Here is a 23,860-nt window from a genome sequence, read left to right on the forward strand (position 1 = left end):
CCCCGGTACCGCCCAAGAGATCGACCGCCACCCCGAATCCGTCGCGTGAAACAGACCGGGAGCACCTGCGGCAAACAAGTGACCTCCAGATTTTCCGTCCGTCGGTCCACGACCTATTTCCCCGAAAGGGCAACGCCGGTCATGCCTCATTCCCCCGGTCTTCTGCTGCGCCGTGCGATGGTGGGCGCTTTTGCCCTCGCCGCGATCTGGACTCCGGGAGGTACGGCGACGGCCGTGCCGCCGGCCGGCCAGGTGAAGGAGTCGGAGCGCCTCGCGTTCGCCCAGCGGTACCGCGCGCTCCAGCACGGCGGGATCGTCCGCGCGGCCAACGCGTCCATCAGCTGCCGCGCGACCCTCGGAACCTGCGCGGGCATCCGCAGGGGCGAGCGCCTCGTGCCGGGAGCGGGCGGCGCCAGGGCGGCGGTCAACGGCGACCTGGACATGTTCTACGTCGACGTCGACAGCGACCCGAACACGTACAACTCCAGCCGCGCGGAGGTCCGGGTGCCGCAGGGCGGCCGGGTCTCGTACGCGCGGCTGTACTGGGGCGGCAACCTCAGGGTCGGGGAGCAGAAGCCGCCGAAGGACAACGGGCGGGTGCTGATCGCCGAGCCCGGCGGCCAGTACAAGGAGCTGCTCGCGGACTCGGTCGTCGGGCACCGGGTGGCGCACGGCGCCGACGCGTTCCAGGCATCCGCCGATGTCACCAAGCTGGTCCGGGCGAGCGGTTCGGGGCTGTACACGGTCGCGCAGGTCAACGTGGCGATGGGGAGGTCGACGGCCGGCGCGTGGGGCGGCTGGACGCTGGTCGTGGCGTACGAGAAGGCGGCGGAGCCGTTGCGGCACCTCGCCGTGTGGGACGGGTTCGACGCGCTGGGGGGCCGGACGGGTGACGGCACCCTGGTCCGATTGGCCGAACTGGCGTTCCCGGCGGGCGCGAACGGGAGCGCGGGCCTGGTCGCCTACAACGGGGACCGCGGCAGCGCCGGCGACTCCCTGACGGTGTCCGCCGCAGGGCGCACCACCGCCCTCGGGGACGCGGCCAATCCCCTCGACGACGTGCTGAATTCCACGATCGGCGGAGCTGTCTCGGAGCGCGTTCCGGCGTACGCGAACACCCTCGGCTACGACTCCGACGTGTTCGAACTGGGTACGGCGCTGCGGCGCGGCGGTGACCAGCTGGCCTTCCGGCTCGTTTCCCAGCGGGACGCGGCGTGGGCCGGCGCACTTTTCGTGGCCGTCGACGCCCGGCAGTAGCCGAGGTGCGTCCGGCACCGCCACCCGTGAGCGAGGAAACCGCGCATGCAACAGATCGCACCGGACCCCGGGCCACGGGTCCTGCACGTCACCCAGCCGGTGGACGGCGGGGCGGCCCGGGTCGTGACGGACCTGGCGCGGGCCCAGCTCGCCGCCGGTCTGCACGTCACGGTCGCCTGCCCGGACGGCGGTGACCTCGCCGCGCGACTGCGGGCGCTCGGCGCCGACGTACACCCCTGGCAGGCGACCCGCGCGCCGGGGCCCTCGCTCGTCGGGGAGGTGCGGCGGCTTCGGCGGGTGGTCGGGGCGGTGCGGCCCGATGTCGTCCACGCCCACAGTGCGAAGGCCGGGCTCGCCGCCCGGCTGGCGGTACGGGGACGGGTGGCGACGGTGTTCCAGCCGCACGCCTGGTCGTTCGAGGCGGTCGGCGGGCCCACCGCCGCACTGGCGCTCAAGTGGGAGCGGTGGGGTGCTCGTTGGGCCTCCCGCGTGGTGTGCGTGAGCGACGCGGAACGGGCGACCGGGGTGCGCGCCGGGATCACCGGGCAGTGGCGGGTGATCCCGAACGGGATCGACACGGAGCACTTCCACCCTGCTCCCGTGGACTCCGTACGGGCCGGGATTCCGCTGCTCGCGGAGGTCGATCCGGCCGCCCCGCTGGTCGTGTGCGTGGGGCGGCTGTGCCGGCAGAAGGGGCAGGACGTGCTGCTCCGGGCGTGGGGCGAGGTGGCGCGGCGGGTGCCGGGGGCCCGGCTGGTGCTGGTCGGTGACGGTCCGGAAGCCCGGCGGCTGCGGGCGCTCGCCCCCGAGTCCGTGCTGTTCGCGGGGGCCGTCGCCGATGCCGTCCCCTGGTACCGGGCCGCCGATCTGGTCGTCCTGCCCTCGCGGTGGGAGGGCATGGCGCTGGCGCCGCTGGAGGCGATGGGCTGCGGGCGGCCGGTGGTCGTCACCGATGTGGACGGCGGGCGGGAGAGTCTGCCCGCCGCTCTCGCTCCGCGCTGTCTGGTGCCGGCCGAGAACCCGGACGCGCTGGCCGGGACCGTCGCCGAACTGCTGCTCGACCCCCCACTGCGTGAGTCGCTGGGGCGACTGGGACGCCGACACGTCCTGTCCGCGCACGACGTACGGCACTGTGCCGAGGCCGTCGCGGGCGTGTACCGCGAGCTGATCACCGCGCACGCCGTGCGGCCCGTGCGCGCCGAGTACAGGGAGTCCATCCACTCGTGACTGCGGAAAGTACCGTCCCCTCCCCCGGCGGAGGGCCTCGGGAGCACGGATTCTCGACAGCGTCGGCCGTCTCGGTCATCCCGCGCCGCGGGGCGGCCGGCGGCTTCAGATTCCCGGCCGGCCGACGCCCCGCGCCCCGGCCGGCCTCCCCTCTGCCCCTGCTCGCCGTCGACAGCAGCGCCGCCCTGCTCGGCGCCCTGGCCCTGACCGGGCCCCAGCGCCACCCCGTCCTCGTCGGCGTGCTGCTGCTCGGTGTGGTCGTGCTGAACACGCGCGCCTCGCTCTACCGGCCGGGGTCCGTGCCCGCGTTCCTCGACGAACTGCCCGCCGTCTGCGGCCGGATCGCGATGGGCTGGCTGGCTCTGGCGGCCGTGGTCGGGGCGTACGCGCCCGCCGACGCGATGTCCGCGCGGACACTCGTCCTGGGCTGCGCGGTACAGGTGGCGGCGAGTGCGGCGGGCCGCGCGACCGTCCACTGGCGGCGGCGCCGGGCGCTGTTGCGGCGCCCGCACTCGGCCCTGGTCATCGGCCCGGCCGGCAACGCCCGGCGCGTGGCCGCCGCGTTCCTGCGCCACCCGGCGTGCGGGGTGCGGCCGGTGGGGCTCGTCACCGACCATCCGGACGGCGGGGCGGGCCTGCCCGTGCTGACCACGGGCGAGGAGGTCCAGCGGGCGCTGATCCAGAACGGCGTCCGCGCCGTCCTCGCGGTCCATCCGTCCGTACGGGCCGAACAGGGGCCGCTGCTGAGGGCGTTGGCGGAGTCGGGCTGCACGGTGTGGGAGATCGACGCCGAGTCGCCCTCGTACGAGAGTGCCGAGCGGCTCGCCGGGTTCTCCTGCCGGCGGCTCGCGATGGTGCCGGACCGGCCGGGCAGCCTCGGCAAGCGGATGCTCGACGTCGTGGTCTCGGGCACCCTGCTCCTGATGGTCTCGCCGCTGCTGCTGTTGTGCGCGGTGGTGCTGCGGCTGACCGGCGGGCGGGGTGTGGTCTTCAAGCAGGAGCGCATCGGCCTGGACGGGCGCCCCTTCACCCTCCTGAAGTTCCGCACCCACCGCCCGGTCGACGAGATGGAGTCGGCGACCCGCTGGAGCGTCGCCGACGAGCAGCGCATGAACTGGTTCTGCCGCCTCCTGCGCCGTACCTCGCTGGACGAGCTCCTCCAGCTGTGGAACGTCCTCTGGGGCGATATGAGCCTGGTCGGCCCGAGGCCCGAACGCCCTTACTTCGTGGGCAAGTTCAGCCAGACCTACCCCGGCTACGCGGCCCGCCACCGGATGCAGGCCGGAATCACCGGGCTCGCCCAGATCCACGGACTGCGCGGCGACACCTCGATCGAGGACCGCTGCCGCTTCGACAACGCCTACATCGACAACTGGTCGCTGTGGCAGGACATCTGCATCCTGCTGCGCACCGCCGCCACGCTCGTCCGCCCGACAGGAAGCTGAGCGCAGTGAGCCACAGCCCCGCGCTGACGTTGCCGCGCCGAGCGCCCTTCCCGCGCGTCGCGTCGTTCGCTCCGCTCCTGCCCGTGTTCCTGGTGATCGCCCTGCTGGCGCTGCCGGCCGCGCAGGGCACCGACGGCGGCGCGACCCCGGCCGACGCCGTCTCCGGGCTGGTGGTCCTCCACTGCGCGATCCGGCTCGTACGGGAGCGGCGGCGCCCCCTGTCCCGCACGGCCGCCGTGGTGCTCGGGCTGCCGGTGGTCGGGCTCGCGGTCGCGGCTGTCGGGGCGTCGTCGCCGGCGGCCGGGATCGGGGGCCTGGGACGCTACCTCCAGATCTTCGTGCTGGTCCCGGCGTCCGTGCTGCTGCTGGTCCGGGACCGGCGTGACTTCCGGGTGCTGGCCTGGGCGTTCATCGGGCTCGCCCTGTTCCAGGGGGCGGTCGGGGTGCACCAGTTCGTGACCGGGACCGGTGCCTCCTACCAGGGTGAGGAGATCCGGGCGGTGGGCACGTTCGGGCCCACCGACGTGATGGGCATGGCGACCGTGGTGTCCTTCGGGCTGATGTGCTCGGTGGGGCTGGCCCTCGGGTCGGGTGCCGCCCGGCAGCGGGCCGTCGCCGCCGGCTGCGCCCTGGTGCTGCTCGCCCCGCTCGCCGTCTCCTTCAGCCGGGGCGCCTGGATCGCCACCGCGGCGGCCTGCACGCTGCAGCTGGTGCTGGCCGGGATGCGGCGCGCCCTGAAGGTGGGCGCGGTGGTGGCCGCCTCGGCGGTGATCCTGGTCGGCGGTCTCGGCCTCGGTTCGGCGATGCTCCAGGAGCGGATCAGCAGCATCACCCAGGTCACAGACGCCCCCGACCAGTCGGTCACCGACCGGTACACGATGTGGGCTGCGGCGACCGACATGTGGAGCCAACACCCGCTCACCGGCGTCGGGTTGAAGGGGTTCCCGGAACACCGCGACGGACACGCCTCGTTGGCCCTGTCCTCGGGCAGCGACACGGAGGGCGCCGGCGCCGCGTTCCGCAAGCAGCCGCTGCTGTCCCCGCACAACATGTACCTGCTGGTGCTCAGCGAGCAGGGCCTCATCGGGCTGCTGGCCCTCGGGGGCAGTTGGCTGGCGTTGCTGGTGTGCGGCCTGCGGGGGCTGGTGCGGGCCCGGCGGTCGGCGCCCGCCGGGCTCGACTGCGCTCTCGTCGCCTGCGGGCTGCTGATCTGGCAGCTGATCGACTTCCTGTACGCCGACATCGGCGGGCCCGCGACCGTGCTGACCGCCGTCGCCTTCGGCCTCGCCGCCTGGTGGGCCCTCGTCGGTGGCGACGACATGCCCGAGGCCTCGGCGCGGTGAACGCGACGCCTCCTCGGGCCGAGAAAGAGACCAGGGTGACGCTGCCCGCGGCACGCGCCGCTTCGCCGGCCGCGGAGGGGAGCGGAGAGGAGGGGGACGGCAACGAGCCCGCCGGACTGGCCCCCGTTTCCCGCGGGTTCCTCGCCAAGGCCACGCTCATCACGGCCGTCCTCTCGGTCGCGGGCGCGCTGCTCGGGCTGGTCCGGGACCAGTCGCTGGCCCGGCTGTTCGGGGCCGGCAGTGACACGGACGCCTTCCTGGTCGCCTGGACCGTGCCGGAGTTCGCGGCGACGCTGCTCATCGAGGACGGGCTGGCCTTCGTCCTGATCCCGGCGTTCAGCATGGCGCTGGCCCGGCGCGCCCAGGGTGCCCCGGGCGATCCGGTGCGGGCGCTGGTCGCCACGACGCTGCCCCGGCTGGCGCTGGCGTTCACGGCGGTCGGCGCGCTGCTGATCGCCACCGCTCCCTACCTGGTCGAGGCGCTCGCCCCCGGCCTGCCCGACCCGTCGCTCGCCGTGGACTGCACCCGCCTCACCGCCACCTGCGTGCTCAGCTTCGGACTCGCCGGGTACTGCAGCGCGGCCCTGCGCGCGCACCGGCGGTTCCTGGCGCCGGCGGCGATCTACGTGGCCTACAACACCGGCATCATCACGGCGATGTTCGTGCTGGGCGGGCGCTGGGGGGTGCGCTCGGCGGCGGCCGGGGTCGCGGTGGGCGGCGCACTGATGGTTGTCACCCAACTCCCCTCTGTTCTTCGGCAGTTGCGGCGACGCCGGTCGGCCGTGCCGGAGGAGATCGTGGTGGAGGAGACGTCCGGGGCGCCGATGGCGTTCGCGCTCGTCGCACCCGTGCTGCTCTTCGCGCTGACCCGGCAGTCGCAGGTGCTCATCGAGCGGTTCCTCGCCTCCACCCTCCCCGCCGGGGCCATCTCGCACCTGAACTACGCGCAGAAGGTGGCGCAGATCCCGATGACGCTGTCGCTGATGCTGTGCACGGTCACCTTCCCGGTGGTCGCGCAGGCGATCGCGGAGGGCGACACCGAGCGGGCCCGCAGCCGGGTGGAGCGCGACATCGCGCTGGCCGCCTGGGTGGTGCTGCTCGGCGCCGCCTCGGTGATCGCCTGTGCGCCGCAGGTCATCGAACTCCTCTTCCAGCGGGGCGCGTTCACCGCCCGGGACACCGAGGCGACGGCCACCGTGATGCGCGTGTACGCGGTCGGGCTGCTCGGGCACACCCTGGTCGGCGCGCTCGTCCGCTCCTACTTCTCCTCGAACCGGCCGACCTGGTACCCGCTGGCCGCGATGGCCGTGGGCATCGTCGCGACCTCGTGGATCGGCGCGTGGGCGGTCGGTCCGTGGGGGGTGTGCGGAATCGCCGCCGCCAACGCCGCCGGGATCACGCTGTCGGCCGCACTGCTGCTGTACGGGATGGGCCCGCGCAGTGTGCCGATCCGGACCGGGCAGGTGCTGGCCGAACTGAGCAAGCCGGTACGCGCAGCGGTGTGCGCGACGGCCGCGGGGGCGTTCGTGACCAGCCGGATCGACGGGCCCACGGGACTCGCCGCCGGTACGGCGACCGTCACCGTCGTCTACTTCCTGCTCGGCCGGCTCATGCGGGCCCAGGCCGTGCAGAGCCTCGTACTCGCACTCCGTTCCGTACGCTCCATGACCCGAAGGCTTCCGCATGCCCGCAAGCGCACCCCCTCCCACGCCCGCCCCCGTACCCGCCGCCGCGACCGGGTCCGCTGACCGCACCCGGAGAGCCGACCGCCCGGGGTCCGTGCCCTGGGTGGCGATGTACCACTCGGTGGACGACTGTTCGGACGACCCGTACCGCGTCACGGTCACACCCGAGCGCCTCGACGCCCAACTGCGGTGGCTGCACCGGCGCGGGCTCCGGGGCGTGGGGGTGGCCGAGCTGCTCGCCGCCCGCTCCCGGGGCGAGGGGCGCGGGCTCGTCGGGCTCACCTTCGACGACGGATACGCCGACTTCCTGACCAACGCCCTTCCGGTGCTGGAGCGTTGGGAGTGCGGCGCGACCCTCTTCGTCCTGCCGGGACGGCTCGGCGGGGAGAACGCCTGGGATCCGCTGGGCCCGCGCAAACCGCTGCTGACGGCGGACGGCATCCGTGCCGTCGCCGGGGCCGGTGTCGAGATCGGGTCGCACGGGCTGACACACGTCGACCTGACGAAGGCGGACGACGAGCTGCTGCGCGCCGAGGTCGCCGAAAGCAGAGCGGTGCTCACGGAGTTGAGCGGTGCTCCGGTCGAGGGGTTCTGCTACCCGTACGGGACGGTCGACCAGCGGGCTGTCGATGCCGTGCGGGCGGCCGGTTACGGATACGGCTGCGCGATCGACCCCGGCGGACTGAACGGCGTCCACGTCCTCCCCCGCGTCCACATCGGCGAGAACGACACCGCCGTACGCCTGCATCTCAAGTACCGGCTGCACCGGCTGCGGCGCCGGCCGGTCGAGGGGGCGTGACGGCGATGAAGGCCCTGCACATCATCACCGGCCTCGGGGTCGGCGGCGCCGAGCAGCAACTCCGGCTGCTGCTGCGGCACTTGCCGGTCGACTGCGACGTCGTGACGCTCACCAACCCGGGCTCGGTCGCCGACGGTCTGATCGCCGACGGCGTCCGGGTCGTCCACCTCGGCATGGCCGGCAACCGCGACCTCGCCGCCCTGCCCCGCCTGGTGAACGTCATCCGTTCCGGCGGCTACGACCTCGTCCACACCCACCTCTACCGGGCCTGCGTGTACGGCAGGATCGCCGCGCGGCTCGCGGGCGTCCGCGCGATCGTCGCCACCGAACACTCCCTCGGCGACTCGCAGATGGAGGGACGGCGGCTGACCGCCGGGGTCCGCGCGCTGTATCTCGCCGGCGAACGCCTCGGCCGCACCACCGTCGCCGTGTCCCCCACGGTCGCCGAGCGGCTCCGCCGCTGGGGTGTGCCCGCGCCCCGGATCGAGGTCGTCCCCAACGGCATCGACCTGGCCCGCTTCCGCTTCGACCCGGTCGCCCGGCACCGCACCCGCCAGCGCCTCGGGCTGCCCGAGGGGGCGTACGTCGTCGGCGGCGTCGGACGGCTCGCACCGGGCAAGCGTTTCGGTGACATCATCGGCGCTCTGGCCCAACTCCCCGACGACTACTGGCTGTTGCTCGTCGGCGGCGGCCCCGAGGAGCACGTCCTGCGGCGCACCGCGAGCGCGGCGGGCGTCGCCGACCGGGTGCTGTTCACCGGCGAACGCCCCTACGTACCGGACGGCACCCCCGGCCCCGACCTGCCCTCCCTCACCTCCGCGATGGACCTGCTCGCCTCGCCCTGCCCGGAGGAGGCATTCGGCCTCGCGGCCGTGGAGGCGCTGGCCGCCGGGCTGCCCGTCCGGTACGTGTCCTGCCCGGCGATCGAGGACCTGCCCCCGGAGGCCGCCGAGGGCGCCCGGCGCGTACCCGGCGGCGCGGACTCCTTCGCGCGCGCCCTCACCGAGGCCCGCGCGCTGGGCCCGCAGGACCGCACGCCCCCCGCCGCCGCCCACCACTACGACATCACCCGCAGCGCCGCCCAGCTCATGGACGTGTACGCGGCGACCACCCCTGCCATGAAGCAGTCCCCGTCACCTCAGGGAGCCCCATCCTCATGACCGAGAACGCCAGCAGAGTCCCCCGCCTCACGCCCCTGGCCCGCACTCGCGCCCTGCCCGCCTGGTACCTCCTCGCGGCCAGTGCCGTGCTCGGCGGTCTCCTCGGCAGCGCGTACGGCACCTTCAAGGCGCCCACCTACACGGCCACCAGCTACGTCGTCGCCGTACCGGCCGAGAAGTCCGACCCGGCGTCCGCTCTCGGATTCGCGCAGGCCTACGGGCGGGTCGCCACGCAGCTCGCGGTGCTCGGGGACGCCCAGGTGTGGGCGGGCGTACCGGTGTCGACGCTGCGCAAGAGCGTGCAGACGGCGACCTCGCCGGACGCTCCCATGGTCGCCGTCTCGGCCACCTCCACCCGCCCCGGTCTCGCCGCCGACATGGCGAACGCCGTGGCCCGCTCCCTCACCCGGCACGCCGACGACACCCAGGAGTCCACCCACGTGGAGCTGCTCCAGTTCTCGCGCGCGGTCAAGCCGACCGAGCCGTCCTCGGCCCCGGCCGCGGTGACCGGGCTGGTCGGCACGAGCGCGGGCGGCCTGCTCGGCGGGCTGGCGCTGCTGGTGCGGCCCCGGCGACGTACGGAGGAACCGGCGCCCGCCGCCTCCGTACCGGGCCCGGCCGTCGCCGCCGACTCACATGGCCAGCTGTGACGGTCACGATGACGGGCGCCCTGCGCACCGAAGTCGTCAGCGACGAGGCCGTCTTCGCCGAACTAGGCCCGGCCTGGGGCCGGTTGTACCGGCGGTGCGGTGCGGCGACCCCGTTCCAGAGCCATGCCTGGCTGCACTCGTGGTGGCTGTCGTACGGCGTCCCGGGCCGGCTGCGGATCGTCGTGGTCCGCGATCCCGAGGGTGAACTCCTCGCAGCCGCCCCGCTGATGCGCGTACACCGCCCGCTGCCCGCCCTCGTGCCGCTCGGCGGCGCGATCTCCGACTACGGTGATGTGCTCCTCGACGACGACACGGCCGACGAGGCCGCCGCCGCCCTGGCCGAGGGCCTCTCCGACGCCGCCCGCACCGCCCTGATCGACCTCCGCGAGGTCCGGCCCGGCGGCGCGGCGGAACGCGTGTACGAGCGCTGGCGTGGCCCGCGCCGCCAGGTCAGGGACTCCCTGTGCCTGGAACTGCCGGCCGTCTCGATGGACGCTCTGGTCTCCCGTCTCCCCTCCGCCAAGGCCCAACGGGTCCGCGCCAAGCTGCGCAAGCTGACCGCGCTCGGCGTCGAGCGCCGCGTCGTCCGCCCCGACGAGGTCGACGCGGCCCTGGCCCGCCTTCTCGAACTGCACCAACTCCAGTGGCAGGGGCGCAAGGTGACGTCGGAACACCTCCAGCCCCGGTTCCGCGAACACCTCGCCCGGTCGGTCGGACCGATGGTGCGCTCCGGGGACGCCGTGGTCACCGAGTTCCGCCTCGACGACAGCGTGGTCGCCGTCGATCTGACGCTGCTGTCGGGACGTCTCGCGGGCGGCTATCTGTACGGCGCCCATCCGGGCCTGCGGAAGCGGAAGGCGGACGTAGCCGTGATGCTCCTCGACGCCTGCGCCCAGCACACCGGGGCGGGCGGGCACAGCACACTGAGCCTGCTGCGCGGTGACGAGCCGTACAAGCACCACTGGCGCCCCGAACCCGTCGTCAACCAACGGCTGTTGCTGGCCCGGCGGCTGACGGCACCGCTGATGTCGGCGGTCGTGTGCGATGTCGCCGCCCGCAGCCGGGGCAAGGAACTCCTGCGCCGGCTGCGGGACCGCGACGGCAACGGAAGCGGAAGCAACGGCGGAGGGGAAACCGGCAACGGTGGCGGCGGATCGTGAACGACCCGCCGCCTCCGGGCGGTCACCGGTTGCGCGACCACCAGTCGAAGCGCAGGCACAGCTTGCCGCCCATCCAGTACTCCACCCAGTCGCCCAGATCCAGCGGCGAACAGTTGGGCGGCGGCAGCGGCACGGGCGGGATGACCGGGTCCGTGGGCTTCGGCGGCTGCGGGGTCGGTTCCGGCGTCGGAACCGGCGGTACCGGGGTCGGGACGGTCGGTTCGGTGTCCTTACGGCCCGTCAGGACCTGGCGGTACACCTCGGACGCCTTCGGATTGCCGCCGCACTGCCACACACCGTGCGGGCAGTAGTCGGTCAGCGTGTTGTACAGCGGCTTGTGCTCGTCCATCCACGCGAGCATGCGCCGCATGTACTCCGGATTGTCACCGTTGCGGAACAGTCCCCATTCCGGATAGGAAATGGGCTTTCCATGAGCCTTGGCGAAATCCACGTGCGCCTGAAGTCCGTAGGGCTCACTCACCTGATCGTCGAATGAGATTCCCCGGGGCTGGTCGTACGAATCCATCCCGATGATGTCGACCGTGTCGTCCCCCGGATAGCACTGCGGCCACGGAACGGCGTCCTTGCCCCGGGTCGGATTGAAATCGAACCGGAATTTCTGGCCCGGCACCGCCCGCATGGTGGTGACGATCCTGTTCCAGTACTTCTTCCAGGCCTCCGGGTCCGGCCCACAGCGATGGGTGTACGTAATGCCGTTCATCTCCCACCCGAGCACGATGACCGTGTCCGGGATCCTCAGCTCGACCAGCCGCTCGGCCAGGGCGCGGAAGTGATGATCGTAGAAACCGGCCGCGCCACGCCTCAACTGCACCCGGACCTGACGGTCGGAGACACCCTCCTCGTTACGCTCCAGCATGGGCACGTTGAGGACGAACAGCCGGTCCTCCTCGGCCCGCCGCCAGTCCGCCCACACGTCGAGGAAGCCGGGCAGCCCCTCGATGTTGCTCCACCGGTCACCGGGCAGATAGGTGTGGCCGACCTTGAGTTCGGCACCGCCCAGCCAACGGCTGAGCTCGGCGATCCTGGCCGTGCCCCGGATGCCGTCGTAGTCGACGTACGCGCCGAAGGCCGGGAGCCTGGGCGGCTCGGGGGGTTTTGGCGGCTCGATCTTGGGAGGCTCGGGAGCCACCGGGGGTTCGGGGGCCACGGGGGCCACGGGGGCGACCGGTGCCACCATCCCCGTGGGTGGTGTCGGCTGCGTGACCGTGTCCGGCGGGGGGACGGGAGGATCGGCCACCCCCGCGCCCACGGCGTGTCCCGGCCCCGCCGCCAGGACGGCCGACGCGGCGACCGCCGCCGCCAGGGACGCCAGCCGTCCGGTGCGGGCCCGTCGCTTGTGTGGGGCCATGCCTGCTCCTTCCTCCACGCGCGTACTCCCTCTCGCACTGCCTGTTTCGCACTGCCTGTTCTCGTCCTGCCTTTTCACCTACTGACACTCAGTCATATGAGTATGAATTCCGCCACCGCGCTTGAGACTTTCGAGTGTTCCGCTCGCCCGCACGAGTGAACCGACCCGAAGGAAACCCGAAAACACATGTCCGTGTCGCTGCTCGACACCCGCGTCCCCGCCGTCCTCGTGCGGACCGACCGGAATCCCTTTCACCACGGAACACTGGGCGCCGTACGCTCACTCGGCCGGGCGGGTGTCGACGTCCACCTGATCGCCGACGTCGGTGGAAGTCCCGTACGCAGATCCCGCTTCGTGCGCCAACTGCATCCGCCGCCGCTGCCCGGCGCCGCCCCCGCCGACATCGCCCGCGCACTGCTGCGGGTGGCCTCCCGGATCGCGCGGCCCGCCGTGCTGATCCCGCTCGACGACGCGAGCGCCGTCGCGGTGGGCCTGGCCCGGGCCGCGCTGGCGCCCGCCTTTCTGCTGCCGCAGCAGCCCGGCGCACTGGCCGAACGGGTGGCCGACAAGGCCGAACTGGCCACCGTGTGCGCCGCCGTGGGCGTGCCGCATCCGCTGACACTGATCCCGGACAGCGCGACCGAGGCCGCCGCCGTGGCCTGGCGTCTCGGGCTGCCGGCGGTGGCGAAGTGGAGCCGCCCCTGGCTGCTCCCGGCCGACAGCGACCTGCGCAGCACGGTCGTCGTGCGCTCGGCGCGGCAGGCACGGGAGCTGTACCTGCGCACGGAGGAGGCAGGCAGCCGACTGCTGCTCCAGGCGTTCCTGCCGCCGGGACCCGACCTCGACTGGTTCTGCCACGGGTACGTCGACCGCGCCGGGACCGTGCGCGGCGGCGGCCCCGGCCGCAAGCTGCACGCCTGGCCGCGCGGCGCCGGACTGACCGCGGTCGGCCACTGGACACCGAACGCCACGGTGCAGGTGCTCGCCGAACGCGTCGTCGGCGAACTGGGCTACCGGGGCATCTTCGACCTCGACTTCCGCCGCTGCGCCAGCACCGGCGACTACCACCTGCTCGACTTCAATCCGCGTCCCGGCGCCCAGTTCCGGCTCTTCACCGACACGGCCGGGCTGGACGTCGTACGCGCCCAGCACCTCGACCTGACCCACCGTCCGCTGCCCGAGGGGGCGCCGCGGCCCGGGCGGGCGTTCGTGGTCGAGAACTACGCGCCGCTCAGCGCGCTGCGCCCGGCGCCGGCCGGCCGCGAACTGGCCTGGCACGCCCCGGACGACCTCGCGCCCGGCTGGGCGATGTGGGCCCTGTGGGCGCGGCACGCCGTCCGCTGCCTGCCGACCCGGCTGCGCCGACTGTGCGCACGGCCCGAACCTGACGGCACACGGGCACGCGTGATCCGGCAGGCGGTGGCCGACGCGCCGCAGCCCCTGCCCGACGGCTCGCTGACAGCCGGCTCCTTGACCGACGACGAGAAAGCGAACAGTTGCTGATGTACGACCTGCTGGTGGTGGGCTCCGGCCCCTACGGCCTGTCCATCGCCTCCCACGCCGCCGGCGCCGGGCTCCGGCTGCGCGTCCTCGGCCGGCCCATGGCCTCCTGGCGCGACCACATGCCCCGGGGCATGTACCTCAAGTCGGAACCGTGGGCGTCGAACCTGTCCGACCCCGACGACCGCTGGCGCCTGGACACGTACTGCGCCGGTCAGGGCGTCGAGGCACGGCACGGGCAGCCGATCCCGCTGGAGATGTTCGCCGCGTACGGTCAGTGGTTCGCGCGCAATGCCGTGCCCGAGGTCGACGAACGGACGGTGACCCGGGTGACGCCCGTACCCGGTGGTTTCGAGGCGGTGACGGAGGACGGCGAGACAGTACGCGCCCGGACCGTCGCCCTGGCCGTCGGTGTGCTCCCCTTCGTCGAGATCCCCGCCGCGCTGCGCGGCCTCGGCCCCGACCTGGTCTCGCACAGCAGTCACCACGGCGACCTCGACCGCTTCCGCGGCCGGGACGTCACGGTGATCGGCGGCGGCCAGGCAGCCCTGGAAACGGCGGCCCTGCTCGCCGAACAGGGCACCCGGGTAAGGGTGTTGGCCCGTGCGGAGCAGCTGCGCTGGAACGACGTACCGCCGCCGTGGCAGCGCCCCTGGTGGCGTTCGGCCCGTGCCCCGCACAGCGGCCTCGGCTGCGGCTGGCGCAACTGGTTCTACGCGGAACGCCCCGGCCTCTTCCACCGCCTCCCGGAACCGACCCGCGCCAAGATCGCCGCCACGGCCCTCGGCCCGGCGGGCGCCTGGTGGGTACGCGACCGCGTCGAACCGGCGGTGCAAGTCCTCCTCGGCCAAGAGGTGGCGGAGGCACGGGAGTTGACGGGCACCGGCAGCGGCGTACGGCTGGACACGCTGACCCGGTCCGGCGAGCGGTGCTCTCTGGAGACCGAACACGTCATCGCGGCAACGGGGTTCAGAGCGACGTGCGACCGACTGGGCCTGCTGGACCCCCGACTGGGCGGCAGCCTGGGCGTGTGGGGAGACGGTTCCCCGGCGGTCGGGCGGCACTTCGAGTCCTCGTACCCCGGCCTGTTCCTGGCGGGACTGGTGACGGCGTCCGGTTTCGGCCCGGCGATGCGCTTCGTGCACGGCGCGACATTCACCGCGGAGACGCTCGTACGAGGGGTACGGCGCCGGCTGCGGGCAGGGGCCCGGGCGGGCGGCGGGCCGGTGCCGGGGCAGGGGTTGCGCGAGGGGGCGCGGTCCGCGTCCGCGGGGTAGGCGGTTCGTTCGCTGCGGGCCCGGTGGGGGCTGGTCGCGCAGTTCCCCGCGCCCCTTGATGAGCCACGCGCCCCTCGCGGGGTGCGTGGCTCATCCGGGTGCCTGGGGCCTTACCCGTGCCTCACTCGTGGGCGCCGGGCTGGCTGCGCCTGCCCCGGCGGTACAGGATGACGCCCCCGGCGATCATCGCGACACTGACGGCCGAGGCCGCGATCAACTCCTCACGACTGCCGGTCGGCGGCAGGTGGGGCGGCTTCGTCGGCGGGGTGGTGGTGGGAGGCGTGGTCGTCGGCGGGCCCGTGGGGGGCTTCGTCGGAGGCGTCGTCGGAGGCTTCGTGGGCGGCTTCGTCGGAGGCGTCGTCGTCGGCGGGCCCGTGGGCGGCTTCGTCGGAGGCATCGTCGTCGGCGGACCCGTGGGCGGCTTCGTCGGAGGCATCGTCGTCGGCGGACCCGTGGGCGGCTTCGTCGGAGGCATCGTCGTCGGCGGACCCGTGGGCGGCTTCGTCGGAGGCATCGTCGGAGGCTTCGTGGGCGGAGTCGTCGGCGGCATCGTCGGAGGCTTCGTGGGCGGAGTCGTCGGCGGCATCGTCGGAGGCTTCGTGGGCGGAGTCGTCGGCGGCATCGTCGGAGGCTTCGTGGGCGGAGTCGTCGGCGGCTTCGTCGGAGGGGTGTCGCCGTAACCGCCGGGAGTGTCGCCGCTCCCGCTCCCGTTGCCGTTGCCGTTGCCGTTGCCGTTGCCGTTGCCGTTGCCGTGACCATTCCCGTTTCCGTGACCGCTGCCGTAGCCGTGGTCGTCGTGTCGGGTGCTGGGGGCTCCGTGCGAAGCCGAACCCTGGGTGGACCGGCCCGCGTCGGCGTCGGCGAGGGCGGAAATGCCGTACAGGGACAAGAGGCTCGTCGCGGCGGCCGCCACGACCATCCCCCTGCTCAGACTCTGTCGCATTCTGATTATCTTCCTGCTGGGAGAGGTGAGAAAAAGCCGGCCTTGGCACCGAAAGGCTCTCCAAGACCGGCCCAGACACCGCCGAACGGCTGGTGCTACGACGTCAGTCGTTGACGCAGGTGTTGCCGAACGCCGGGTTCAGCAGCGCGATGACGTTGATCGAGTTGCCGCACACGTTGACGGGAACGTGGACGGGCACCTGGACCACGTTGCCGGAGAGCACACCCGGGGAGTGAGCGGCGAAGCCCTCCGCCTCGGCGTCGGCGAAGGCCGGGGCGGCCATTCCGAGCGACATGATGGCGCCCGCGATGACAGCAACGCTCTTCTTCATGAGGTTTCCCTTCTCTGCGGTCATGCCCAGATGTCGGCCGAAGACCGAGCGAGCACAACATGAACGGCTCGCACCATGACCGGCAGTTGTAAAACGAGGCATAGACAGCCGAAGAAACTACGGAACGTGGTCGCACGGTTAATTCACTCGAACGCTCCGAAGCAGCAGAAAACACAGTCCACACGAAAGGCTGAAGGAAATCGGGGAGATGACAAAACGCGAACAGCCCCCGCACCGTGTGCGGAGGCTGTCCGAGCTGCATTTATGGGCGACCGGAAGACTGTTGACGACCGGTCAGCAGTCGGCGACAGATCAGCTGTTGCCGACGCCGTTCCCGGACAGGACCGGAATGTCGCTGAGGATGTGCGACAGCGGCTCGTCGCCCTTGGCCTGCGTCGAGTTCTCGGCGCACTGCTGGTTCTGCGGGGCGGACAGGATCGGAATGTCCTGGACGGCGATCGGCACGACACCCACGACGGAGCCCACGTTGCCCTTGACGGGCAGACCGACACAGAGCTTGTTCAGGGTGCCCTGCGCCAGGCTCATCTGAGGGCTCATGTCGCCCTTGGTCATGGAGTTGCCGAACTTCGAGACCGCGCCGTTCCCGCTGACGGACGTGGTGCCGCCGTCGTCCGCTGTGGCAAGCGCCTGAGGGGCGGTCGCCGCCGAGACTCCGACGACAGATGCGGCTACCGCCGCCGCGGCCATTGCCTTCTTCAGCATTTCGCTTTCCTTTCCTGGCAGAGACACATGTTCCTGCTCTCGCCATCAACCGGATGGGCGGGGATTGGTTTCGCTTCTTCACCCGATTGGCCCGTTCCGGCCCGGAAATTCGTGGCATCGCCCGGCTCGCACGGCCCTCGGGAACACTTCTCGCTGTGGGCCATCGGAGTGAACCGGAGCAACTATGCGCGCTCAAGGCAGTTGATCAGAGCGCTCCGGTGGACGGGGTTTCTTCCGAAGGGACTAGCAAGTGATCAAGAAGGTTATGGCTGCCGCCGCAGTCGCCGCTTCCGTCATCGGTGCCTCCGCCGCGGTCGCCCCGCAGGCAATGGCGATCGCCAACGACGGTGGCACGACCTCCACCAGCGGCAACGGCGCCATCCAGAAGTACGGCAACTCGGCCACGTACGGCAACATGAGCCCCCAGATGGCGCTCATCCAGGGCTCGCTCAACAAGCCCTGCATCGGTCTGCCGGCCAAGCTCAACGTCGGTTCTGTCGTCGGCGTCGTGCCGGTCGCCCTCCAGGACATCCCGATCCTGTCGGCCCCGCAGAACCAGCAGTGTGTCGAGAACTCGACGCAGGCCAAGGGTGACGAGCCGCTGTCGCACATCCTCAGCGACATCCCCGTGCTGTCCGGCAACGGCGTCGGCAACAACTGATCCGCAGCACCAGTACCACCGGCGACAACTGAGCCGGGGCGTACGTCCAGGCTCTCTTCGAGCCTTCACCAGCGGGCCGTCGAACTCTCGGCGGCCCGCTGGCCTACGTTGCGTCAGGTGACGACGAGACACCCTTTGTCCGGTATTCCCGTCCTTCCCGCCTCTCCCGGCTGTGCGGGATCGTGCTGCTGTGCGCGGCGACCGCGATCGGCTGCGGCACACCGCGGACACCGCCGCTGAAACCCGCGGGCGGCGCCGCCCCCGCCACGGGCACCGACATCCTGCTGCTGGGCACGGACGGCCGCGGCACCATCACCGAGAAGGAACGCCGCACGTTCCACGCGGGCGGCATCGCCCGCAACTGCGCGGACGTGATGATGCTCGTGCTGTGTCCGCCAAGCGCGACCGCGTCAGCGTGATCGGACTGCCACGCGACTCCTTGGCCACGATTCCGGCGTACAGACCCACACCGTCCGGGAAACAGCGTCCCGCACACCCCGTGAAGCTCAACAACGCGCACACGGAGGGCGGCGCCCCGCTCGTCGAGCGGACGGTGGAGGCGGCGACCGGGGTGAGTGTCGAGCAGTATCTGCAGCTCGACTTCCGGCGGTTCATCGACGCCGTCGACCAGGCCGGCGGGGTCGAGGTGGGCACGAAACGGCGCCTCAAGGACTCCAAGACCAAGCTGAACCTGGCGCCGGGACGGCATCTGCTCAAGGGTGGCCAGTCCTTGCAGTACGTCCGCTCGCGGCACGTCGACCAGAGTGCCGACCCGGGGCGGATCCAGCGACAGCAGCGGTTCCTGGTCGCGGCGCTGGAGCAGCTGACCGCCCGGAAGGTGCTCACCGACCCCGTCCTCATGGGCCGGGTGGCCCGGACACTGCTCGGTCCGCCAAGGTCCGGCAGGGCTTCGGGAAGGACGGTGTGAAGGCACTGGTCGCGCTCGCCTCGGCGCTGAGCAAGGTGCCGGCCACGCGGACCGAGTTCGCCACCGTGCCGATCGCCGGGTTCAACCCGCCGATGAAGGACGTCGGTTCGACGCTGCGCTGGGACGCCGCGAAGGCCAAGGCGATGTTCACCAAGGTGCGCGAGGACCGGCCGCTGATCGCGGCGGGTGCGGAGCCCAAGCCCGGGGACCCGCCACTGTTCGGCAAGGACGTACCGGTGCGCGGGAACCGGCTGGGGTGCCCCTGAGCAGGGCGGTCGGGCGGACGAGCAGGCGGCCCTGTTCCCCCGAACGGATGCCCCCACACCTCGTCCGCTGGGCCAAATGGGGCAATCATCGCAACCCTCACGGGGGTTGAACCGTTGTTGATCACGCAGCTCCTCACCGGAGTCCGCTTTTCGAAGGGAACAAACATGAAGAAGGTGTGGGCTACCGCGGCCATCGCCGCCTCCGTCGCCGGTATCTCGGCGACGGCAGCACCCCAGGCCCTGGCGATCGCCAACGACGGTGGCACCACCTCCGTCAGCGGCAACGGTGCCGAGCAGTCGTTCGGCAACTCGGCCACGTTCGGCGACATGAGCCCGCAGCTCTCGCTGGTCCAGGGTTCGCTGAACAAGCCGTGTGTCGGCCTCCCGGCCAAGCTCAACGTCGGTTCTGTCGTCGGCGTCGTGCCGGTCGCCCTCCAGGACATTCCGATCCTGTCGGCCCCGCAGAACCAGCAGTGTGTCGAGAACTCGACGCAGGCCAAGGGCGACGAGCCCCTGTCGCACATCCTCAGCGACATCCCCGTGCTGTCCGGCAACGGCGCCGGCAACAACTGAGCCTCCCCGCTCGGTTGCGGCGGCGGGTCACCGGTTCTCCGGTGGCCCGCCGTTCGGCGTTTGTGGCAGTACCTCACTGCCTCACTTGCTGTACAGCGCCTCGATCTCGGCCGCGTACGCCTCCCGTACCGCATGGCGTTTGACCTTGAGGGACGGGGTGAGCTGGCCGTTTTCCTCGGTGAACTCGCCGTCGACCAGGGTGAAGGCACGGATCGACTCGGCCCGGGAGACCGCCGCGTTGGCGTGGTCCACGGCCCGCTGGACATCGGCGCGCATCCGGGGGTCGCGGATCACCTCGGACATCGGGGTGTCGGCGGGCATCCCTCGGACGGTGAGCCAGTGGGCGACGGAATCGGGGGCGAGGGTGATCAGGGCGGCGACGAAGGGGCGGTTGTCGCCGACGACCATGCACTGGGCGACCGGCGCACGGCTGCGCAGCCGGTCCTCCAGAACGGCCGGGGCGACGTTCTTGCCGCCGGAGGTGACGAGGATGTCCTTCTTGCGGCCGGTAATGGTGAGGTAGCCGTCGTCGTCGAGGGCGCCGAGGTCGCCGGTCGCGAACCAGCCGTCGCTCAGTACCGCGTCCGTCGCCGCCGGGTTGTTCCAGTAGGCGCCGAAGACGACCGCGCCCTTGAGGAGGACCTCTCCGTCGTCGGCGATGCGGACGGCCGTGCCGGGGACGGGGAGGCCGACCGTGCCGGGGCGGGGCGCCAGCGGCGGGACGAGGGTGGCGGCGGAGGTCGTCTCGGTCAGGCCGTAGCCCTCGTAGACGATGATTCCGGCGGCGTAGAAGAAGAGGCTGAGGTCGCGGTCGAGCGGGGAGCCACCGCTGATGGCGTACCGCATGCGCCCGCCCAGCTCGTTGCGGATACGGCGGTACACGAGCAGGTCGTACAGGGCCCAGGCGGCGTAGAGGCCGAGGCCGGGGCCCTTGGCGGTACCGGTGTCGAGGAACTTCTCCAGGTACGCCTTCGCGAAGCGGACGCCGATGCCGTGCGCGCGGTCGAAGGAGGCGGCGCGGCCCATCTTCTCGGCGGTCGCGCGGCCGGCGGCGTGGATCCGCTCGAAGAGATACGGGACGCCCACCAGGAAGGTCGGTTTGAACTCCTTCAGCATCGGGCGGAGTTCGTCGGGCTTGATGCTCGGGAAGTGGCCGATCTCGATGCGGGCCATCAGACAGCCGATCTGAAGGGCCCGGCCCATGATGTGGGCGAGGGGGAGGAAGAGGAGGGTCGAGGCGGTCTGCCCGGTGACCTCCTTGAAGATCGGGTGCAGCAGTTCGACGACGTTGGCGGCCTCGGCGTGCAGGTTCGCGTGGGTGAGGACGCAGCCCTTCGGCTGTCCTGTGGTGCCGGAGGTGTAGCAGATCGTCGCGATGGTGTCGGGGGTCAGTGCCGTGCGCCGCTTGGCCACCTCCTCGTCCGACACCTCCCGTCCCAGGGCGGTGAGTTCGGCCATCGCGTCATCGTCCAGGGTGAGGACACGCGGGGGTTCGGGGTGGGTGGCCGTGCCGGTGATGACGGTGGCCGTGTTGTCCGGCGTTTCCGTGACGACCAGGTGGGCCCCCGAGTCCCGGACGATCCAGTCCACTTGGGCCGCGGACGAGGTGGCGTAGACGGGGACGGTCTGGCCGCCGGCCGCCCAGATCGCGAAGTCCAGGACCGTCCACTCGTAGCGGGTACGGGACATCACCGCGACCCGGCCACCGGGTTCGAGGCCGGCGGCCATCAACCCCTTGGCGGTGGCGGTGATTTCGGCGGCGAAGGCGGCGGCGGTGATCGGGCGCCAGGTGCCGTCGTCCGTACGGCGGCGCAGGATCACCGCGTCGGGGGCATCGGCCGCGTTGGTGTAGGGCAGGTCGGCGATGCTGCCCGTGGTGGGGGTCGTCACGATGGCGGCGGCGCGGGCCTCGCGGACGGTGCCGGTCTTCTCGTCGCGGATCAGCTCGACGCGGTGGCGGGCCGCCAGATCGGTGCGCCGCTTCGCCTGCTTCAGATCCTTGCGTACGCCCATGACGATCGCTCCCGGTGGCTGGTGCTACTCCTGATCCCGGGTCAAATTACCGGCGCGTAGCGGAAGTTCAATGGGTCGCGCAGAAGCAGATCATCCGGGGCGGATATTTTGCAGCCTGGCGCAGGGCTTCGCTCCGGCGTCGGCTCGGCCTCCCCCCACCGAAAGGAAATTCCGTGCGGTCTGTTCTTCTCGCCGTGTGCGCGTCGGCCGTCCTGGCCGTCTCCGGCGCGGCGCCCGCTGTCGCTCACGCATCAACTCCCGTACCCGTCGGCAGCGTTGCCCTCTCCCCCACGTCCTCCCTGACTTCGCTGACCTCCCTGACCTCCCTGACCTCCCTGACCTCCCTGACCGACCTGTTCGCCGAGCGGCTGCTGGTGGCCGACAAGGTCGCCGCCGCCAAGTACGGCACCGACAAGCCGATCGACGACCCGGTACGCGAGCAGCAGATCCTGACCGACGTCTCCGCGCGGGCCGTCGGGCTCGGCCTCGACCCGGAGGCGGTGGCGGCCGTGTTCCCAGACCAGATCGAGGCCAACAAGCTGGTTCAGCGGGGGCTGTACGCCCGTTGGGACGCGCATCCCGAGCTGCGGCCCACCGAGCGGCCCGATCTGGTCAAGGAGGTCCGGCCGATCCTGGATCGGATCACCGCCGAGTTGCTGGACGCGTTGAAGGAGACGGAGGGGGTTCGGTCGGGGTACGGGTGTGAGCCTCGGCTTGTGCCGGCTGCGGCACGCTCCGCCTTTGGGCACCGGTTGGACAGGCTGCATTTGGAGGGGCTTGCGAGGGCTGTTCCGTCCGTGTGCGGTTAGCGTGCCTTGGGTTGTCTGTTGACCGCCGGTCGATGGGGGCTGGTCGCGCCCACGCGGCGGAGCCGCAGGCTGACACGGTCCCACGCCCCTAAAGAGAGGGGCGCTCGTCGCTTCCGGCGTTCACCTGCACCTCTCAGTCCTCGTAGCGGCCTGCCTGGTCTATTGCCTCGGCCAGTTGGCGTACCGCCTTGTCCTCTGTCGTGTCCGCCAACTCGTCGGCCCTGTCGGCGAGTTCGCTGAGGGACGGGGCGCCCGGCAGGGTGGTCCAGTTGTCGTCGCCCTTGCGCAGGGCGTCGGCGAAGTAGGCGGCCACCGCTGTGACCTGGAGGCGGGACGGGGCGTCCCAGAGCGCCTCGTCCACCGCCTCCGACTCCAACTGGCCGTACTCCTCGTGGGGTTCGCGGGTGTCGGGGTCGAGCCAGCGGACCGTCGCCGTGGCCAGGTGGCCCGAGGCGGACTCCTTGGTGCGGACGGCGTACAGGGCGGTGACCGTGTGGCCGGGGCCCACCTCGCCGCCGTCCACACGGTCGTCGCGGAAGTCGTCGTCGGCGACCCGGCGGTTGTCGTAGCCGATCAGGCGGAACTCGGCGACCGTCTCCGGGTCGAAGGCGACCTGGGCCTTGGCGTCGCGGGCGGTGAGGTCGATGTTGCGCGGGAGCTGCTCGCAGAACACCTCGCGGGCGTCGGTCTCGTTCGAGACGTAGGTGGTGTTGCCGTCGCCCTTGTCCGCGAGGCTTTCCATCAGGGCGTCGCCGTACTCGCTGCCGACGCCGACACCGAAGAGGGTGATGCCGTGTTCGCGGCGGGCGTCGGAGATGCGGTCGAGGATCGAGGCGGCCTCCGTGTCGCCGGTGTTGGCCAGCGCGTCCGAGATCAGCACGACCCGGTTCGTGGCGCCCTCGCGCAGGCCCTCGACTGCGGTGGCGTAGCCGGTGCGCACGCCTGCGCCGAGGTTGGTCGAATCGGTCGGTTCCAGGTCGTCGATCGCGTCGTGGACGCGGTCGCGGTGGTCGTCGAGACGGGTCATCGGCAGGACGGTCTCCGCCTCGTCGCTGAAGGTGACGATCGCCACCGAGTCGTCGTCGCGCAGTCGGTCCGTCATCACGCCGAGGGAGTCCTTGGCGAGGTCGAGGCGACCGGGCTCGGCCATGGAACCGGAGATGTCGATGACGAAGGTGAGGGCCGCCGGCGGGCGTTCGCCCTCCTGCCCGGCGGTGCGGGTGGCGAGGCCCACACGGACCAGGGACCAGTTCTCGCGGTCGGTGCGGGCGCCGTCGACGGTGACCGAGAAGCCGTTGCCGTCGGGTCGTTCGTAGTCCTGGCGGAAGCTGTTGACGAACTCCTCCGGCCGGACCGTCGACGGGTCGGGGCGGTGACCGTCGGCGAGGGTGCGGCGCGCGTAGCCGTACGAGGCGGTGTCGACATCGAGGGCGAAGGTGGAGAGGTAGTCGGGGGCCGGGGCGAAATCCCCTTCCGGGTTTCCTTCCGTGTCGCCCTGTTCGCCGTCCGCTCGGCCGTCCTGCTGTTCGCCGGCGCCTCCGCTCTGGGCGGGCGCGGGTGCGTAGCCCGAGCCGCCGCCGGAGTTCTGCCGACTGTCCGCTTTGCCGCTCTGGCCGTTGTCGCCGCTGCTGTCGCTCACCCCGTTGCAGCCGGTGAGCAGCAGGCCACTTGCGGCCGTCGCCGCGATCAGCGCGCTCCGCAGGCGTCGTGTTCGGTGTGTCCGGTTCCGCTCCATCTGCCG

General features: G+C 71.9%; 23 protein-coding genes. 18 read left to right on the forward strand and 5 right to left on the reverse strand.

The window, feature by feature from the left end; all coding sequences use genetic code 11:
* Nucleotides 1-141: 141 nt before the first annotated feature.
* The 9 genes from IEY89_RS34005 to IEY89_RS34045 are packed head-to-tail and all read left to right on the forward strand — an operon-like array spanning nt 142 to nt 10,726.
* Nucleotides 142-1,257: a DUF3344 domain-containing protein gene (locus IEY89_RS34005; RefSeq protein ID WP_189151395.1), complete on the forward strand. Its 1,116-nt coding sequence runs from the start codon at nt 142-144 to the stop codon at nt 1,255-1,257.
* Between the two features lie 45 nt (nt 1,258-1,302).
* Nucleotides 1,303-2,484: a glycosyltransferase gene (locus tag IEY89_RS34010; RefSeq protein ID WP_189151396.1), complete on the forward strand. Its 1,182-nt coding sequence runs from the start codon at nt 1,303-1,305 to the stop codon at nt 2,482-2,484.
* Nucleotides 2,481-3,929 carry a sugar transferase gene (locus IEY89_RS34015; protein ID WP_189151397.1) on the forward strand — a complete coding sequence of 483 codons (1,449 nt, stop codon included), beginning with the start codon at nt 2,481-2,483 and terminating at the stop codon, nt 3,927-3,929. The genes IEY89_RS34010 and IEY89_RS34015 overlap by 4 nt, the downstream gene beginning before the upstream one ends.
* A gap of 5 nt (nt 3,930-3,934) precedes the next feature.
* Nucleotides 3,935-5,272 carry an O-antigen ligase family protein gene (locus IEY89_RS34020; RefSeq protein ID WP_229695568.1) on the forward strand — a complete coding sequence of 446 codons (1,338 nt, stop codon included), beginning with the start codon at nt 3,935-3,937 and terminating at the stop codon, nt 5,270-5,272.
* A 35-nt stretch (nt 5,273-5,307) separates the two neighbouring features.
* On the forward strand, nt 5,308-7,020 hold the full coding sequence (gene murJ / locus IEY89_RS34025; RefSeq protein ID WP_189151398.1) for a murein biosynthesis integral membrane protein MurJ: 1,713 nt from the start codon (nt 5,308-5,310) through the stop codon (nt 7,018-7,020).
* Nucleotides 7,021-7,066: 46 nt separating this feature from the next.
* Nucleotides 7,067-7,756 carry a polysaccharide deacetylase family protein gene (locus tag IEY89_RS34030; RefSeq protein WP_189151436.1) on the forward strand — a complete coding sequence of 230 codons (690 nt, stop codon included), beginning with the start codon at nt 7,067-7,069 and terminating at the stop codon, nt 7,754-7,756.
* A gap of 5 nt (nt 7,757-7,761) precedes the next feature.
* Nucleotides 7,762-8,916: a glycosyltransferase gene (locus tag IEY89_RS34035; RefSeq protein ID WP_189151438.1), complete on the forward strand. Its 1,155-nt coding sequence runs from the start codon at nt 7,762-7,764 to the stop codon at nt 8,914-8,916.
* Nucleotides 8,913-9,566: a YveK family protein gene (locus tag IEY89_RS34040; protein ID WP_189151399.1), complete on the forward strand. Its 654-nt coding sequence runs from the start codon at nt 8,913-8,915 to the stop codon at nt 9,564-9,566. Before IEY89_RS34035 ends, IEY89_RS34040 begins: the two co-directional genes overlap by 4 nt.
* Before the next feature lie 8 nt (nt 9,567-9,574).
* Nucleotides 9,575-10,726, forward strand: a complete 1,152-nt coding sequence (locus IEY89_RS34045) for a GNAT family N-acetyltransferase (RefSeq protein WP_189151439.1) — start codon at nt 9,575-9,577, stop codon at nt 10,724-10,726.
* A 22-nt stretch (nt 10,727-10,748) separates the two neighbouring features.
* Here IEY89_RS34045 and IEY89_RS34050 read toward each other — a convergent pair whose 3' ends face one another.
* The gene (locus IEY89_RS34050) at nt 10,749-12,095 is read right to left on the reverse strand and encodes a glycoside hydrolase family 26 protein (protein WP_189151400.1); all 1,347 of its coding nucleotides are present in this window, start codon (nt 12,093-12,095) and stop codon (nt 10,749-10,751) included.
* Nucleotides 12,096-12,281: 186 nt separating this feature from the next.
* Here IEY89_RS34050 and IEY89_RS34055 point away from each other — a divergent pair, with 186 nt between their 5' ends.
* The 3 genes from IEY89_RS34055 to IEY89_RS34065 all read left to right on the forward strand — a co-directional run bounded on the left by IEY89_RS34055 (nt 12,282) and on the right by IEY89_RS34065 (nt 15,552).
* Nucleotides 12,282-13,598, forward strand: a complete 1,317-nt coding sequence (locus IEY89_RS34055; protein WP_189151401.1) for a carboxylate--amine ligase — start codon at nt 12,282-12,284, stop codon at nt 13,596-13,598.
* Nucleotides 13,598-14,872, forward strand: coding sequence for an NAD(P)-binding domain-containing protein (locus tag IEY89_RS34060; RefSeq protein ID WP_189151440.1), 1,275 nt, complete (start codon nt 13,598-13,600; stop codon nt 14,870-14,872). The genes IEY89_RS34055 and IEY89_RS34060 overlap by 1 nt, the downstream gene beginning before the upstream one ends.
* Before the next feature lie 116 nt (nt 14,873-14,988).
* Nucleotides 14,989-15,552, forward strand: coding sequence for a hypothetical protein (locus tag IEY89_RS34065; protein WP_189151402.1), 564 nt, complete (start codon nt 14,989-14,991; stop codon nt 15,550-15,552).
* Nucleotides 15,553-15,918: 366 nt separating this feature from the next.
* Here the strand turns inward: IEY89_RS34065 and IEY89_RS34070 are convergent, their stop codons facing one another.
* Nucleotides 15,919-16,170 (reverse strand): chaplin, encoded by a 252-nt coding sequence (locus tag IEY89_RS34070; protein WP_189151403.1) that lies wholly within the window; start codon nt 16,168-16,170, stop codon nt 15,919-15,921.
* A gap of 288 nt (nt 16,171-16,458) precedes the next feature.
* The gene (locus IEY89_RS34075) at nt 16,459-16,866 is read right to left on the reverse strand and encodes a rodlin (RefSeq protein ID WP_308437473.1); all 408 of its coding nucleotides are present in this window, start codon (nt 16,864-16,866) and stop codon (nt 16,459-16,461) included.
* Nucleotides 16,867-17,119: 253 nt separating this feature from the next.
* Here IEY89_RS34075 and IEY89_RS34080 point away from each other — a divergent pair, with 253 nt between their 5' ends.
* The 5 genes from IEY89_RS34080 to IEY89_RS34090 all read left to right on the forward strand — a co-directional run bounded on the left by IEY89_RS34080 (nt 17,120) and on the right by IEY89_RS34090 (nt 19,297).
* Complete coding sequence (locus IEY89_RS34080; protein ID WP_189151405.1) at nt 17,120-17,530, forward strand: rodlin; 411 nt, start codon at nt 17,120-17,122, stop codon at nt 17,528-17,530.
* A gap of 182 nt (nt 17,531-17,712) precedes the next feature.
* The gene (locus IEY89_RS41090; protein WP_229695569.1) at nt 17,713-17,949 is read left to right on the forward strand and encodes a hypothetical protein; all 237 of its coding nucleotides are present in this window, start codon (nt 17,713-17,715) and stop codon (nt 17,947-17,949) included.
* Nucleotides 17,919-18,458 (forward strand): LCP family protein, encoded by a 540-nt coding sequence (locus IEY89_RS41095; RefSeq protein ID WP_229695570.1) that lies wholly within the window; start codon nt 17,919-17,921, stop codon nt 18,456-18,458. Before IEY89_RS41090 ends, IEY89_RS41095 begins: the two co-directional genes overlap by 31 nt.
* Nucleotides 18,455-18,724, forward strand: a complete 270-nt coding sequence (locus tag IEY89_RS41100; protein WP_229695571.1) for an LCP family protein — start codon at nt 18,455-18,457, stop codon at nt 18,722-18,724. Before IEY89_RS41095 ends, IEY89_RS41100 begins: the two co-directional genes overlap by 4 nt.
* A gap of 165 nt (nt 18,725-18,889) precedes the next feature.
* Nucleotides 18,890-19,297, forward strand: a complete 408-nt coding sequence (locus IEY89_RS34090; protein ID WP_189151406.1) for a rodlin — start codon at nt 18,890-18,892, stop codon at nt 19,295-19,297.
* 81 nt (nt 19,298-19,378) lie between these two features.
* Here the strand turns inward: IEY89_RS34090 and IEY89_RS34095 are convergent, their stop codons facing one another.
* On the reverse strand, nt 19,379-21,310 hold the full coding sequence (locus IEY89_RS34095; RefSeq protein WP_189151407.1) for an AMP-dependent synthetase/ligase: 1,932 nt from the start codon (nt 21,308-21,310) through the stop codon (nt 19,379-19,381).
* A 173-nt stretch (nt 21,311-21,483) separates the two neighbouring features.
* Here IEY89_RS34095 and IEY89_RS34100 point away from each other — a divergent pair, with 173 nt between their 5' ends.
* Complete coding sequence (locus IEY89_RS34100) at nt 21,484-22,119, forward strand: chorismate mutase (RefSeq protein ID WP_189151408.1); 636 nt, start codon at nt 21,484-21,486, stop codon at nt 22,117-22,119.
* A 133-nt stretch (nt 22,120-22,252) separates the two neighbouring features.
* Here the strand turns inward: IEY89_RS34100 and IEY89_RS34105 are convergent, their stop codons facing one another.
* Entirely contained in the window at nt 22,253-23,854 is a 1,602-nt protein-coding gene (locus tag IEY89_RS34105; RefSeq protein ID WP_189151409.1) for a vWA domain-containing protein, read from the reverse strand.
* Between the last annotated feature and the right edge of the window lie 6 nt (nt 23,855-23,860).

Origin of the sequence: Streptomyces lacrimifluminis, assembly GCF_014646095.1 — a bacterium.
Taxonomy (GTDB): Bacteria; Actinomycetota; Actinomycetes; order Streptomycetales; family Streptomycetaceae; genus Streptomyces; species Streptomyces lacrimifluminis.